This window comes from Thauera carbonicopians (genome assembly GCF_025699485.1).
In the GTDB taxonomy this organism is placed as follows: Bacteria; Pseudomonadota; Gammaproteobacteria; order Burkholderiales; family Rhodocyclaceae; genus Thauera.
On the sequence record NZ_JANUXN010000001.1, the window covers coordinates 130,957 to 145,296 of the forward strand.

10 protein-coding genes are annotated in these 14,340 nt (G+C 68.3%); 1 reads left to right on the forward strand and 9 read right to left on the reverse strand.

The window, feature by feature from the left end:
- Window positions 1-24: 24 nt before the first annotated feature.
- The 5 genes from NX068_RS00660 to NX068_RS00680 all read right to left on the reverse strand — a co-directional run bounded on the left by NX068_RS00660 (window position 25) and on the right by NX068_RS00680 (window position 6,953).
- Window positions 25-2,808: an FAD-binding and (Fe-S)-binding domain-containing protein gene (locus tag NX068_RS00660; RefSeq protein ID WP_263459359.1), complete on the reverse strand. Its 2,784-nt coding sequence runs from the start codon at window positions 2,806-2,808 to the stop codon at window positions 25-27.
- Between the two features lie 81 nt (window positions 2,809-2,889).
- Window positions 2,890-4,338, reverse strand: coding sequence for a LutB/LldF family L-lactate oxidation iron-sulfur protein (locus tag NX068_RS00665; protein ID WP_263459360.1), 1,449 nt, complete (start codon window positions 4,336-4,338; stop codon window positions 2,890-2,892).
- Window positions 4,335-5,012 carry a LutC/YkgG family protein gene (locus NX068_RS00670; RefSeq protein WP_263459361.1) on the reverse strand — a complete coding sequence of 226 codons (678 nt, stop codon included), beginning with the start codon at window positions 5,010-5,012 and terminating at the stop codon, window positions 4,335-4,337. The genes NX068_RS00665 and NX068_RS00670 overlap by 4 nt, the downstream gene beginning before the upstream one ends.
- Window position 5,013: 1 nt before the next feature.
- Window positions 5,014-5,829 carry a (Fe-S)-binding protein gene (locus NX068_RS00675; protein ID WP_263459362.1) on the reverse strand — a complete coding sequence of 272 codons (816 nt, stop codon included), beginning with the start codon at window positions 5,827-5,829 and terminating at the stop codon, window positions 5,014-5,016.
- 245 nt (window positions 5,830-6,074) lie between these two features.
- A complete protein-coding gene (locus tag NX068_RS00680; RefSeq protein WP_263459363.1) occupies window positions 6,075-6,953 on the reverse strand; it encodes a tellurite resistance TerB family protein in 879 nt (292 codons plus the stop codon).
- Window positions 6,954-7,109: 156 nt separating this feature from the next.
- Here NX068_RS00680 and thrC point away from each other — a divergent pair, with 156 nt between their 5' ends.
- Entirely contained in the window at window positions 7,110-8,570 is a 1,461-nt protein-coding gene (gene thrC, locus NX068_RS00685) for a threonine synthase (RefSeq protein ID WP_263459364.1), read from the forward strand.
- A 64-nt stretch (window positions 8,571-8,634) separates the two neighbouring features.
- Here the strand turns inward: thrC and NX068_RS00690 are convergent, their stop codons facing one another.
- The 4 genes from NX068_RS00690 to NX068_RS00705 form a co-directional block, all read right to left on the reverse strand.
- Entirely contained in the window at window positions 8,635-9,219 is a 585-nt protein-coding gene (locus NX068_RS00690) for a DUF2946 family protein (RefSeq protein WP_263459365.1), read from the reverse strand.
- A 10-nt stretch (window positions 9,220-9,229) separates the two neighbouring features.
- Entirely contained in the window at window positions 9,230-10,081 is an 852-nt protein-coding gene (gene nadC / locus NX068_RS00695; RefSeq protein WP_263459366.1) for a carboxylating nicotinate-nucleotide diphosphorylase, read from the reverse strand.
- Between the two features lie 80 nt (window positions 10,082-10,161).
- A complete protein-coding gene (locus NX068_RS00700; RefSeq protein WP_263459367.1) occupies window positions 10,162-11,718 on the reverse strand; it encodes an NAD(P)H-hydrate dehydratase in 1,557 nt (518 codons plus the stop codon).
- 222 nt (window positions 11,719-11,940) lie between these two features.
- Window positions 11,941-14,337: a TonB-dependent siderophore receptor gene (locus tag NX068_RS00705; RefSeq protein ID WP_263459368.1), complete on the reverse strand. Its 2,397-nt coding sequence runs from the start codon at window positions 14,335-14,337 to the stop codon at window positions 11,941-11,943.
- Window positions 14,338-14,340: the final 3 nt, after the last annotated feature.

A 14,340-nucleotide genomic window follows, 5' to 3' on the forward strand; every position in this document is an offset into this window, starting at 1 on the left:
CGCCGCCCCGTCCGAACGGGCGGCTCAGCAGCGCGCCTGCTCCATCGCCTCCCGGCTGCATTCGTCCAGTAGATGGACGATGGAGCGGTAGGGCAGGCCGGTGGCGGCGGTGAGGCCGATCTCGCAGGTCTGGTTGCTGGAGTAGCCGCCGCAACAGCCTGCCGGGATGTCGGCGGCCAGCTTGCGCAATGCGTGGGCGTTCAGTTCGGGCACGACGAAGCCGCGGTCGCCGCCGAAGCCGCAGCATTTGACTTCCGCCGGCAGCGTCACCTGCTCGGCACAGGCGCGGGCGAGCCGGGTGAGCTTGTCTTCGAAGCCCATGCGGCGCGCGCTGCAGTTCAGATGCACCAGCACCGGCGCGCTCTTCTTCGCCAGCATCAGGCGCGGCAGCAGGGCGTCGTGGGCGAACTCGACGAGATCGTACACCGGCAGGCGCTCGCCGAGGAAAGTCTTCATCCGCAGTGAACAGGCGCTGGCATCGAACACGATCGGATGGCGGCCGTTGTCGCTGGCGCGGCGCAGCACGGCTTCCAGTTCGGTCGACTTGCGCTCGGCGTCCTCGGCGAGGCCGCGGCTGGCGAAGGACTGGCCGCAGCACAGCGCATCGATGCCGTCGGGCACGACCGGCGCGTAGCCTGCGCGTTCGAGCACGCGGATGACGGTTGCCGACAGCGCATTCTCCGGCGTGTCGGCGCCGAACATGCGGCCGGCACAGGCCGGGAAATAGACCACCTTGTCGCCGCCGGCGGAGGGCGTGGCGCGGCCCGCCGGCTGCGGCTTCGGCATGCCGGCTTTCCAGGCGCTGCCGCTGAGGCGGGCGAGCAGCGGCGTGCCGAGCACGGATTCGGCGACATGGCCGGCTTTCAATGCCGTGCGCGCCAGTGCCTGGGTGGCGCCGAAATGGTTGGCGGCGACGCGGCCCAGCGAACGCGCGACCGAGGACAGGTTTTCGCCGCGCACCGCGCGGGTCAGCGCGCCGGTCTCGATGCCGACCGGACAGGCGGTGGCGCACAAGCCGCAGGTGGCACAGGTGTCCAGGCCCATGTAGAGGTAGTCCTGGCCGAGCTCGCCGGGCGCTTCGCCCGCCGCCTTGCGCCGCGACAGCTCGCGCCAGCCGACGATGCGCTGGCGTGGCGACAGCGTGAGGCCGTGCGAGGGGCATTGCGGCTCGCAGAAGCCGCACTCGATGCAGCGATCCACCGGCGCGTACAGGTCTCCGGCGGCGGGCATCGGCTTGAGGTGCTTGACGTGGGCCTCGGCGTCGTCGTTGATGATGACGCCGGGGTTGAGCAGGCCTTCGGGGTCGAACAGCTGCTTGATCTCCTTCATCAGTGCATAGGCCTGCGCGCCCCATTCCAGCTCGACGAAGGGCGCCATGTTGCGCCCGGTGCCGTGTTCGGCCTTCAGCGAGCCGTCGTACTTTTTCACCAGCAGGGTACAGAGCTCGTCCATGAAGGCGGCGTAGCGGGCGACTTCGGTGTCGATGCCGAAATCCTGCGTGAATACGAAGTGGACGTTGCCTTCCAGCGCATGGCCGAAGATGATCGCTTCGTGATAGCCGTGCCTGGCGAACAGTTGCTGCAGATCGAGGCAGCAGGCGGCCAGGTCGGGCACCGCCACCGCGACGTCCTCGATGATGACGGTGGTGCCGGGCTTGCGCACCGCGCCGACTGCCGGGAAGGTGCCCTTGCGCACGTTCCACAGGCGTGCGATCTCGGTGGTGTCGGTGGTGAAGGCGGGCGGCTCCAGGAGCGGATGGCGGGCCAGCTCGGCGAGCACGGCGTCCATGCGGTTGGTCAGTTCCTCGGCGGACGGCGCCCGCGTCTCGATCAGCAGCGCGGTGGCGCCGTCGGCCAGGTCGCGCAGTACCGGCGGCATGCCCGGCTTGTCGGCCACCGCCCGCAGCGAGGCGCGGTCGAGCAGCTCGACCGCATCCACCGGCGCCGACTTCAGCCCGGCCACCGCCAGGCAGGCGCTTTCCATGTCGGGGAAGAACACCAGCGCGCTGGCCTTGTGGGCGTATTCCGGCACGGTGCGGTAGCTGACGCGGGAAATGAAGCCCAGCGTGCCTTCCGAGCCGATCATCAGGTGGGCGAGGATATCCACCGGGTCGTCGAAATCGACCAGGGCGTTGAGGCTGTAGCCGGTGGTGTTCTTGATCTTGTACTTGCTGCGGATGCGGGTGCAGAGCGCCTCGTCGGCCTTGATGCCGGCGGACAGCGCGGCCAGGTGCTCGAGCAGTGCCGCATGGCTGCTGCGGAAGGTGGTCACGCTGGCCGCGTCGGCGGTGTCGAGCAGGCTGCCGTCGGCCAGCAGCACGCGGATCGCGGCCAGCGTGTTGTAGCTGTTCTGCGCGGTGCCGCAGCACATGCCGCTGCTGTTGTTGGCGACGATGCCGCCGATCTTGGCGGCGTTGATCGATGCCGGGTCGGGGCCGATCTTGAGGCCCAGCGGCGCCAGCCGGCGGTTCACCTCGGCGCCGATGATGGCCGGCCCCACGTCCACCGTGGTGCCGTCGGCGGCGATGCGGCAGGTCGCCAGGCCTTCGCCGAGCAGCACCAGCACGCCGTCGGTCACCGCCTGGCCGCACAGGCTGGTGCCGGCCGCACGGAAGGTGACCGGCCGCTGGTGGCGGCGCGCGAGATCGACCACGTCGCGCACTTCGTCCTCGCTATCGACGACGGCGACGACTTCCGGAATCAGGCGGTAGAAGCTGCCGTCCGTGCCGTAGGCGAGGCGGCGCAGTTCGTCGGTGATCACGTGCTCGGCGGGCAGCCGGCGGCGCAGGGCTTCGATCAGTGCGGACATGGAGATTCGTCCCTCGGTGGGAATGGAGAAAGGTGTGAGGGACGCGGCGCTCCGCATGGAGAACGCCGCGTGCGGACGGATTCAGTGCCGTTCCCGCACCATGTCCCGCAGCCGTCGCGGCGCGGGCTTGAGCGGCGTGCGCGCCGCCGTCCAGCCGCTTTGCTGCTTCGGCGTCAGCGCCCGGAAGCGCGAAGCAAGCCAGGTGAACAGCCGGTAGTTGCCCGGGCTGGCATAAATGCCCGCCCAGGTCCGCCACAGCAGCGACAGCGGTTTGCTGTAGCCCGCGCCCTGGCCGGCCAGGGCCGGGTCGGCATGAGGCTCGCTCTGCGCCTCGCCCCGCAGGCGGATCAGCAGTTCGGGAATCGGGATGCGCACCGGACAGACCTCGCCGCAGGCTCCGCACAGCGAGGACACCGTCGGCAGCAGATGCGTCTGTTCGAGGCCCATCATGTGCGGCGACACGATCTTGCCGATGGGGCCGGGATAGGTCGTGCCATAAGCGTGGCCGCCGATGCGGGTATACACCGGACAGTGGTTCATGCACGCGCCGCAGCGGATGCACTGCAGCGTCTTGCGCAACTGTTCGTCGGCATAGGCCTGCGAGCGGCCGTTGTCGAGCAGGATCAGGTGGACTTCCTCGGGCCCGTCTTTCTCGTCCGGCTTGCGCGGGCCGGAGATCATGTTGAAGTAGGTCGAGATTGCCTGGCCGGTGGCCGAGCGGGTCAGGATCGAATACAGCGGCGCCACGTGCTCCAGCTTCTCGACGACCTTTTCGATGCCGGTGATCGCCATATGCACCTTCGGTACCGTGGTGCACATGCGGCCATTGCCTTCGTTCTCGACGAGGCAGAGCGTGCCCGTTTCGGCGACGGCGAAATTGACGCCGGACAGGCCGATGTCGGCATGCTCGAACTTCTCGCGCAGCACCCGGCGGCCGATCTGGATCAGCGCATCGACGTTGTCCGTGTAATCGACGCCCGGCACCTTGTCGGCGAACAGGCGGGCGATCTGTTCCTTGGTCTGGTGGATCGCCGGCATGATGATGTGCGAGGGTTTCTCGCCGGCGAGCTGGACGATGTATTCACCCATGTCCGACTCCAGCGCTTCGATGCCGGCGGCTTCCATGGCGTGGTTGAATTCGATTTCCTCGCTGACCATCGACTTGCCCTTGACGATGGATTTCGCCGCATGGCGGCGGGCGATGCCGAGCATGATCGTATTGGCTTCGTCGGCATCGGAGGCCCAGTGCACCTGCACGCCGTTGCGGGTCAGGTTGGCTTCCAGCTGCTCCAGCAGCTCGGGCAGCTTGGACAGGCTGTACTGGCGGATGCTCTCGGAGAGGTCGCGCAGCGAGGACAGCTCCGACGCATCCGGAAACTGCGCGGCGCGCTTGGCCATCAGGAAATCCATCGCGCCGCGGAAGCTCGTGCGCAGATGGGTGTCGTTCACCGCTTCGTGGATGCGCTTGCGCAGCGCCTGTGCCGATACGAAGGCGAGCGGCTGGGCGGTATTCGATTGGGGGGTGCTCATTGCCCGTCTCCTTCGGCGTTGGTGACGATCACGACCAGTTCCTTCGGGCCGTGGGCGCCGTAGGCCAGGGTCTGCTGGATGTCGGCGGTCTTGGACGGGCCGGACACCAGCAGCGCGTTGGTGGGCAGGCCGGAAGCCCAGCCGCCGTCGCGGATGGCGTGGAAGAAGGTCTGGTGGATGCGGCGCGCATCCAGCAAAGCGAAATGGATCGGCGGCACCAGCGACAGGGTGCGCGGTTCGGCAGCGGACGGCCACAGGATCAGCGTGCCGGTTTCGGCGATGGCCCCCAGCGTCTGGGTGAAGCCGGCATCGACCTGGTGGAACAGCTCGCGCTTGAAATCCTCGACCCGCCCGGCCCAGGGGCGCAGTGCCGTAGTGGAGAAGCCGGCCGGATCCAGCCGGCTGCCGGCCGGCGTATCGGCGCCGTAGAGCAGCGAAGCGACGCCCTTGTCCGCGCACAGGCGGGCGAGCAGTGCGGGCCAGTCGGCTTCGGTGGAGAAATGCACTTCGGCATGGAAGCTCTCGATGCCGGTGCGAAAGCGCGCCACGCGTTCGGCGAGGCTCTCGTCGCGCAGGCGGGGCTGGTAATGCTGGTCCAGGTCCGGCACCGGCAGGGGCTGGGCGGGGCGGCTGGCGCGCAGCCTGGACAGGATGCGTTCTCGGCTGGCGCTCATGTCAGCTCCTCTGCGCGACCTGGCCGCCGGTGCGGCGCAGCAGGAAGGTGGCGAGGTGCTCGCCCGGCAGCGAAGCCTGGCGGCGGCCGGCGTCGAGATCTTCCTTTTCCGCACGCTTGGTGATGTTGAGCAGGCAGCCGCAGTCGGCGGTCACCACTTCGCGCGCGCCGGTCGCCTTCAGCGCGGCAACCTTGTCGCTGACCATCGCGGTCGAGATGTCCGGGTGCTTCAGCGAGAAGGTGCCGCCGAAGCCACAGCATTCGGATTCGTGATCGTGGTGGGCGAGGGTGACGTTGCCCAGGCGGGCGAGCAGTTCGCGGCCGACGAGATGGGTGCCCATCTCGCGCCGCGCCGAACAGGAGGTGTGCAGTGCGACGGTGACGGGCTCGCCCTCGTCGTGGCGCTGGAAGCCCAGCACGTGCAACAGGAATTCGGCGAGCTCGTAGGTGCGGGCGCCGATTGCCGCCGCCTTGGCGCGCAGCGCCGGATCGTCGCCGACGACATTCTCCCAGTGCCACCGCAACATGCCGGCACAGGAGCCGGAAGGGACGACGATGGGCAATTCCTCGGGAAACAGCTCGAGCTGGGAGACGACCACCTTGCGCGCTTCCTGCGGAAAGCCGGTGGTGAAGGCGGGTTGGCCGCAACAGGACTGGTTTTCGGGGAAGATCACGCGGATGCCTTCGCGTTCGAGCAGGCTGATGGCATCCATGCCGGCTTCCGGCACGAACAGATCCACCAGACAGGTGGCGTAGAAATACACGGCTGCCGGTCGCGGCGGATAGGCGCGCGCAAGGCTGTTCGACGGGTTGCTCATGTCTCCTCCTCAAGGTGCCCGTCAGCGCTGCGGGACCGATTTGATTATATTGGTAATACCACTTGACTCGTCGCTCAAAAAAATGTAATGGCAAGCGCAGCCAGCGTCAACGATTCATTTTTTCGATGGATGCGGCTGTAATCGGGCCGGACGCCATGAACGGCGACGGCCGCCGAGCGCCATGCCCGACGGCCGTTTCCGCAGTTTCGCCGGCGCAAACCGGCCCTTTCCGTCAGCGGCGCATGTCAGCCCTGCACACCGGTGAGCTGGTGCAGCCGCGCGACCGTGCCGGCATCCAGCCCCAGGCCGCGTGCGAGCTGGCGCAGATAGGCCACTTCGGCCTCGGTGTCGAGGTCGATCGCCAGCAGCGAAGCACCGTAGACCTGAGCTGCGACCGCCTGGTTGGGCACGGCGGCGATCAGCGATTCCAGATCCAGCGGGCGGCGCAGCTCGGCGACGACGAACTGCTTTTCTTCCGCCGTGACGCCGTCTTCGCCGATCTTGCCGACGATGCGCTGGATTTCGCTTTCGTCCACCTCGCCGTCGGCCTTGGCCGCCGCAATCATCGCGCGCAGCACGAGCTGTTCGGTCTCGGGCGAAGTCATCGCCGCCAGCTGGGTCGGCTCGATCTGGTCGGGTGCCATCGCCGCCTGGGCGCCGGTGAAGCCGGCCGCGGTCCGCGAGCCTTGCCAGTTCTTTAGCGCCGCCATCGCCAGCGTGGCGAGGATGGCCATGCCGGCACCGCCGAGCGGGTTGCCCGAGCCGGCGCGGCCGGTGCCGCTGCTTCCGCCGCCCAGCATGCCGCCGAGCACGTCGCCGAGGCCGCCACCCGCAGCGCGGCCGCCGGCGCCGCCGCCGAGCAGGCCGCCGAGCAGATCACCCAGGTTGCCGGCTCCGCCCCTGGCCGAACCCTGGCCGCCGAGAACGCTGCCCAGTACGTCCGCCAGGCCGCCACCCGCGCTGCCGCGGCCACCGCCGCCCGCGCCCAGGACCGTGCCGAGCAGATCGCCCAGGCCGCCGGCACCGCCCAGCCCGGACGAGCCGAGCGTGTGATCCAGCCGCGAACGGCTCTGGCTGGCCATGCCTTGCTGCAGAATCTGGCCGATGATGTTGCCGAAACTCATGGTGTTCTCCGGTTTTTGTCGTGAGGCGCAGGAATTGTAGCCGCCTGCCGGCCCTGGAACGGTATGTCGGCTGCCGCGCCATTCGTTAAAATCGCGCATTTGCACCCGGACGCTTCGTCCGGCCCGATTCCAGCCCAGTCTCCGAGGACTTCCTCCGTGAAATACATCTCCACCCGAGGCCATGCCGGCCAGCCCGCCAATCCCGAGTTCTGCGACATCCTGCTCGGCGGCCTCGCACCCGATGGCGGGCTGTACCTGCCCGAGACCTATCCTCAGGTGACGCGCGCCGAACTCGATGCCTGGCGCAATCTCTCCTACGCCGAGCTGGCTTTCGCCATCCTGTCGAAGTTCGTCACCGACATCCCGCCGGCCGACCTGAAGGCGATCTGCGACAAGACCTACACCGCCGAGGTCTACTGCCACGTGCGCGAGGGCGACAAGGCCGGCGACATCACGCCGGTGCATTGGCTGGAGGAGGGCACTCATTCTCGTCCCCTCGGTCTGTTGGAGCTGTCCAACGGCCCGACGCTGGCCTTCAAGGACATGGCGATGCAGTTGCTCGGCAACCTGTTCGAGTACGTGCTGGCCAAGCGCGGCGAGACGATCAACATCCTCGGTGCGACCTCGGGCGACACCGGCTCGGCGGCGGAATACGCGATGCGCGGCAAGCGTGGCGTGCGCGTGTTCATGCTGTCGCCGCACGGCAAGATGAGCGCCTTCCAGCGCGCGCAGATGTATTCGCTGCAGGACGACAACATCTTCAACATCGCCGTCACCGGCATGTTCGACGACGCCCAGGACATCGTGAAGGCGGTGTCGAACGACCATGCCTTCAAGGCGAAGCACAAGATCGGTGCGGTCAATTCGATCAACTGGGCGCGTGTCGCGGCGCAGATCGTCTATTACTTCAAGGGCTATTTCGCCGCGACGAAGAGCAATGACGAGCAGGTCGCGTTCTGCGTGCCCTCGGGCAACTTCGGCAACATCTGCGCCGGCCACATCGCCCGCCAGATGGGCCTGCCGGTGGCGAAGCTGATCCTCGCCACCAACGAGAACGACGTGCTCGACGAGTTCTTCCGCACCGGCGTCTACCGTCCGCGCAAGGCCGCCGAGACCCACGTCACTTCCAGCCCGTCGATGGACATCTCCAAGGCCTCCAACTTCGAGCGCTTCGTCTTCGACCTGGTCGGGCGCAAGCCGCAGAAGGTCGCTGCGCTGTGGGCGGAAGTCGATGCCGGCCGTCCCTTCGACCTGTCGACCTCGGCCGAATTCGCCCGCATCGGCGACTTCGGCTTCATCTCGGGTGCCAGCAGCCACGCCGACCGCCTGGCGACCATCCGCAAGGTCTACGAGCAGTACGGCGTGATGATCGACACCCACACCGCCGACGCCGTCAAGGTGGCCTGGGAGCGTGCCGCCGAAGTGCCGGCCGGCGTGCCGGTGCTGGTGCTGGAAACCGCGCTGCCGGTCAAGTTCGCCGAAACCATCGTCGAGGCGCTGGGCCGCGAGCCGGAGCGCCCGGCCGACCTCGAAGGCATCGAGAAGCTGCCGCAGCGCGTCGAGGTGATGGCGCCGGACGTGGATGCGGTGAAGCGTTTCATCACCGAGCGCGTCTGAGGCGGCCAGTGCCGCGGAGCCCTGGCTCCGCGGTGTTCGGGCCGTAGCCGGTACCGGGCAGGCTTCAAGCCGATTCGGGCTGCGGATCCCGGATGAAGCCGAGGCGGGCGGCAGCCGTCTGCTGGTCGGCGGCTGCCAGCGCCTGAAGCTCCAGGCCCTTCCATTGCAGTCGGGGCGCGGCGGCGTCCGGCGTGGATGCGCCCGACATCAGCGCCGACAAGGCTTCTTCGCCGGCGGTGCCGCCTGCCGGATCGAGGACCTCGGCCAGCAGCATCGCCAGGTCGCGGTCGTCCAGCGCGGCGGGGCCGGCGTCGGTGGCGAGGAACAGCCGTCCTTCGGCGTCGAGCAGCAGCGGGCAGGTCGCCGTGACGCTGCGCCCGGTGTGGGTGACGAAGCTGCTGTCAGGCTGCAGGCGCAGCACCCAGGGCGCGCTTTCCAGCGCGACGTACACCCGCTGCGGGCCGTTGTTCACCAGCCAGCGGCCTTCTGCGTCATGGGTGTAATGGGCGTTCAGGAAAGCGATCAGCCCGGGATGGGAGATCGTTTCGCCTTTCAGCCGCCAGCGGCCGCGGGCGTCGAGCGACAGCCAGCCGTAGCAGGCCGGCACCGTCGGCCAGGGCGGCAGGGAAGCGCTGGCGCCGTCGGCCATCGGGCGGCGCTCAGGCCTGGGCCTCGACGTGGCGCAGCGACAGGTCGAGTGCGCGCACGTCCTTGGTCAGGGTGCCGATCGAGATGCGGTCGACGCCGGTTTCGGCGATGGCGCGCACCCGCTCCAGGCTGACGCCGCCGGAAGCTTCGAGTTCGGCGCGGCCGGCGTTGATGGCGACGGCTTCGCGCATGTCGTCCAGGCTCATGTTGTCGAGCAGCACCATCTTCACGCCTGCATCAAGCGCTTCCTTCAGTTCGTCGAGGCTCTCGACCTCGACTTCGATGAAGACGTTTGACGGCGCGATGAGGCGCGCCTGCTCGACCACTTCACGGATGCCGCCGGCGGCGATGATGTGGTTTTCCTTGATCAGGATGCCGTCGTAGAGGCCGACGCGGTGGTTGGTGCCGCCGCCGATCGCAACCGCGTACTTCTGCGCCAGGCGCAGGCCGGGCAGCGTCTTGCGGGTATCGACGATCCTGGCCTTGGTGCCGGCGACGGCATCGACGAAGCGGCGTGTCACCGTGGCGGTGCCGGACAGCAGTTGCAGGAAGTTCAGCGCCGTGCGCTCCGCGGTCAGCAGCACCCGCGCGCGGGCGATGATGTCGCACAGCACGTCGCCGGCCTTGACCACGTCGCCGTCGTGGACGTGCCAGTCGACCACCGCCGCCGGGCTGAGCGCGGCGAAGGCGGCGTCGAACCAGGCGGTGCCGCAGATCACCGCGTCCTCGCGGGTGATGACGCGGCCGCGGGCCTCGGTGTCGGGCGCGATCAGGCGCGCCGTCAGGTCGCCGGTGCCGATGTCTTCGGCCAGGGAGGCGGCGATGTTGCGCTGGATTTCGACGCGAAGCTGTTCAGAGAGCATGGGGGGTGAGCGGACAGGTTGCAGGAGGCGCGATTCTAGCATCGCGCCCGCTGCGGACAGACCGGGGGGTGCCCCCGGGATCAATGCTTGCCCAGCGTGATCAGCGGGCGGGAGTCGCGCTGGCCGTCGCGGTTCGTATCCTGCTGCGCTTCGATGAGCCAGCCGTTGAAGACGCCGCGGGCGGCGACGATGGTTTCGCTGGCGCTCAGGCCGATCGGACCGGTGCCTTCGCGTGCCAGGCGATCCGCCGCGGCGCCATGCAGATGGACGGCCGCGATCAGTGCCGATTCGGCGGGCCAGCCCTGGGCGAGCAGGCCGGCGACGAGGCCGGTGAGCACGTCGCCCATGCCGGCGCTGGCCATGCCGGGGTGGCCGCTGGTGTTGATGAACCAGCGCCCGTCGGGTGCAGCGATGATCGAGCCGCAGCCTTTCAGCACGGTCAGCGCATTGTAGCGGCGGGCGATGTCGAGCGCAGCCTGCAGGCGGTCGGACTGGACGGCCGCGGTGCCGATGCCCAGCATGCGGCCGGCTTCGGCCGGATGCGGCGTCAGCACGGTCGGCATCCTGCGTGCGGCGAGCTGGTTCTGCAGCGCGGTGTCGGTGCCGATCAGGTTCAGTGCGTCGGCGTCCAGCACCAGCGGAACGTCGCGGGCGAGGGCGGTGGCCAACTGTGCGGCAGCGTTGGCGTCGGTGCCCAGGCCCGGCCCCACGGCCAGCGCGCTCAGGCGCTCGGGCAGTTGCGCGGCGCGGCGCAGCATGAGTTCGGGGTGCGAGAAGTCGACCGCCGGGCCGTTGGGGTCGAGCAGGCCGGCATAGACCCGGCCGGTGCCCAGCCATTGCGCCGCACGCCCGGCCAGCAGCGCCGCACCGACCATGCCCGCATTGCCGCCGAGGATGCCGGCATCGCCGTACAGGCCCTTGTGGCTGTTGCGCGGTCGGCGCACCAGCAGGCTGCGGAACAGCGCGGGCGTGATCGCATGGCCGGCGGCGGGCAGCCAGGCCGGCGCGTCGATGTCCAGCCGCTGCACGCTGATGTCGCCGCAGTAGTCGGGGCCGTCGTTGGTCAGCAGGCCGGGCTTGAGCGAAATGAAGGTGGTCGTGTGGGTGGCGCGGAAGGTCGTGCCGTGCGGCTGGCCGGTGTCGGCGTCGAGGCCGCTGGGCACGTCGAGCGCCATGCGCGGCGACGGCTGGGCGTTGAGGGTCTGGATCCAGCCGGCGTAGCGGCCTTCGATCCTGCGCTTGAGGCCGATGCCGAAGATGGCATCCACCACCAGCGCCCAGCCCTGCGCCGGCGCCGCCGGCAGGTCGGAAATGATCTGGCCGCCCGCCGCGAGATAGTCCGCGTAGGCCTTGGCGGCTTCGGCGGGCAGATTCTGGGCGTCGGCGGCGAAGGCGACCTGCACTTCGCGCCCGGCCTGGGCCAACTGGCGGGCCATGACGAAACCGTCACCGCCGTTGTTGCCCGGCCCGCAGGCGATCAGGATCGGCCCGGGGCGGTCCATGATCAGGCGGACCGCGTCTTCCGCGGCGGCGCGGCCGGCTCGCTCCATCAGCGGCGGCCGCGCGCTGGGGATGAGCTTGCCTTCGATTTCGCGGATGCCGGCGACGGGATAGATGGGTAGGGCGGACAGGAACATGATGGGCGCGCCGTCAGGTAAAGGCGGAATTGTAAGGCGCGCTGCGGCGCAGCGTGAACGAGCGTCGAGTCGAACGCATGATGCCATGCCTGCCGTTGATCATTATCGACATCCAATGAGATGTCACTACGGTTCCTTTCAGTTGTCTGTGAAGCTCGTGCCGAGGCGCTGAACACCGGAGCGGCTCGGCACCGCGCCGGTGTGCCGGGTCCGGCTGGCGGGTCAGAAGCTGTACTTCAGCGAGGCCATGAAGTTGCGCGGGGCGCCGTAAAGACCGTTTTCGCCGATACCGCTGAAATAACGCCGGTCCAGCGCATTGTTCAGGTTGAGAGAAACGGACAGACTCCGGTCGATCTGGTAGCGCGCCATCAGGCTGACCAGGGCGAGACTGCCTTGCCGGTAGTTGAAACCGCTCCCGCTGGTAATGGCATTCTGCCAATGGAGGCCGCCGCCCAGCGTGAGTTTCTCCCATGCGCCGGGCAGGCGGTAGCTGGTGAACAGCTTCAGAGTCTGGCGGGGAACATGGGTGAGCACGCGTTGGCCGTCGCCATCTTCGGTGGTCGCATGGGTGTAACCCGCCGCAAGCTGCCAGCCCGGCGCCAGTTCACCGTTGAGCTCCAGTTCGACGCCTCGGGCGCGGGTGTTGCCCAGCAGGTCGTATGTGAACGCGTCATTGTTCCAGACGGCGAGGTTGTCTACTTCGTTGCGGAACACCGAAAGGCTGGCCGTCAGGCGGCCGCCGTGGAAGCCGGCCTTGACGCCCGCTTCATAGCTGACGCCTTCCTCGGGTTTCAGCGCCGTGGGGATGAACTCGCTGAGCCAGGAATCCTGCGGGCGGAAGATCTTGGTGTAGCTGGCATAGACCGACCAGGTGTCGTTCAGCGCGTGCACGATGCCGGCATACGGGACGAAGGTGTTCTTGCGCTCGCGGGTGGAGAAGTCCCCCCACAGAACGCTGGTTTCGTCATGATCCCGCGCCCAGCGGGTGGTGCGCCCCCCGAGCAGCAGGCTGGTGTCATCCGTGAGCGTGAAGCGGGCATTCACGAAGGCACCGTAGTTGCGCTCTTCTCCACGGGAGCTGCCGGTTTTTTCAAACGTCGGAGCCGCTGCATTGGCCCACTGATGGACGGTGGTCGCAACGGGATAGCCCGCATCCAGGGTGTAGGCCGGGCCGTGCGACCTGAGCTTCGACAGCGTGAGGCCGGCAATCAGCTCATGGTCGCGGCCGAACAGCGGGAACGCGCCTGATACATAGGCATCGAGGTTGTCCTGCTCGAGTTGGTGTTCCCAACGGTTCGGCCGAATCGTCACGCCTGCGCCGGTTGCCGGGTCGACCGTGCCGAGGAAGCTCGCGACCAGGCCATCGTAGTCATAGCGCGTATGGCTGTACTCCACCTTGCCGACCCATCCGGAACCGAAGCGGTGTTCCAGCGAGGTGAAGATGCCATCCATGTCGTGCTTGTAGTAGCGCCACTTCTGGCTGGTATTGTCCGAGCGCGACAGCGGGATGCGCTGGCCATTGCTGAAATAGAGCGGCCGGCTGATGATGGCGGAGTCGCTATCCTGCCGCAGATGGTTGAAGCCGACGGTGAGCAGCGTGTGTTCGCTCAGGTCGAACTCGCCGATGCCGTAGAGCGCGAGGCTCTCCTGTTTGAAGCGATCCACCCAGGCGCCCTGTTGCTTGTAGTCGCCGACCAGGCGCAGGCGTGCCGTGCCGCTTTCGTTCATGGCGCCGGATACGTCGGCCCCGGCGCCATGGCGGTCCCAGCTGCCGGCCTGCAGCGTGAGCGTGCGCTGAGTGTCGGCGGTCGGCCGCTTGCGGATCAGGTTGACCGTGGCCGCCGGCGTGCCGAGGCCGTTCATGACCCCCGTGGCGCCGCGCACCACTTCCACGCGGTCGTAGGCGGCCGTATTGGCGAGGAAGGGACTCATGCCGGTGGAGGTCGGCACGCCGTCGATCTGGAAGTTGCCCAGGCTGGAGCCGCGCGCGTAGATGTTGGGGCTATCCTGCCCGATCGAGCTTTGCTGGACGAAGATGCCAGCCGTGGCGTTGAGTACGTCGACCAGCGTGTCCAGCCGCTGATCCTCCAGCCGCTGCCGGGTCAGCACGGTAACCGCCTGCGGGGTTTCCTGAGGCGTCAGGTTCAACCGCGTGGAACTGCTGGTGGACCAGGTGGTGTAGGAGCCGGTGCCTTCGGTGGTGGAGCCGAAGGCCTTGCCGGAGATGGTGACGGCCGGCAGCACTGCTTCCCGCGTGGGCGCTTCCGGGGTCGGCGCGATGGTGAAACCGTTTCTGCCACTGGCCTGGGCACTCAGGCCGCTGCCGGCGAGGAGGCGGCTCAGGGTCTGTTCGACGCTCATCCGCCCGGAGACTGCGGGCGCCTGGCGGCCGCTGAGCAATGCGCCGTCGGCGAAGATCTGCACACCCGTCTGGCGCGAGAGTTCGTTCAGCGCGCTGCCCAGCGGTTGGGTTGCCAGCTCGATGTCGAAGCCTCGTGCCGCCTCTTGCACGGCGTGCTGGGCCAGCGCCGGCGCCGGTGCGGCGACGAAGGCAAAAGTGCCGCACAGAGCAGCGGTGATGGGCAGCAGGCGGAAGCTGCTCGGCTTGCGATGGGGCATGTC

Excerpts from the sequence above, each read along its gene's own strand:
- NX068_RS00660 (WP_263459359.1), bottom strand. The coding sequence starts at position 2,808 with ATGTCCGCACTGATCGAAGCCCTGCGCCGCCGGCTGCCCGCCGAGCAC.
- NX068_RS00665 (WP_263459360.1), bottom strand. The coding sequence starts at position 4,338 with ATGAGCACCCCCCAATCGAATACCGCCCAGCCGCTCGCCTTCGTATCG.
- NX068_RS00670 (WP_263459361.1), bottom strand. The coding sequence starts at position 5,012 with ATGAGCGCCAGCCGAGAACGCATCCTGTCCAGGCTGCGCGCCAGCCGC.
- NX068_RS00675 (WP_263459362.1), bottom strand. The coding sequence starts at position 5,829 with ATGAGCAACCCGTCGAACAGCCTTGCGCGCGCCTATCCGCCGCGACCG.
- NX068_RS00680 (WP_263459363.1), bottom strand. The coding sequence starts at position 6,953 with ATGAGTTTCGGCAACATCATCGGCCAGATTCTGCAGCAAGGCATGGCC.
- NX068_RS00690 (WP_263459365.1), bottom strand. The coding sequence starts at position 9,219 with ATGGCCGACGGCGCCAGCGCTTCCCTGCCGCCCTGGCCGACGGTGCCG.
- nadC (WP_263459366.1), bottom strand. The coding sequence starts at position 10,081 with ATGCTCTCTGAACAGCTTCGCGTCGAAATCCAGCGCAACATCGCCGCC.
- NX068_RS00700 (WP_263459367.1), bottom strand. The coding sequence starts at position 11,718 with ATGTTCCTGTCCGCCCTACCCATCTATCCCGTCGCCGGCATCCGCGAA.
- NX068_RS00705 (WP_263459368.1), bottom strand. The coding sequence starts at position 14,337 with ATGCCCCATCGCAAGCCGAGCAGCTTCCGCCTGCTGCCCATCACCGCT.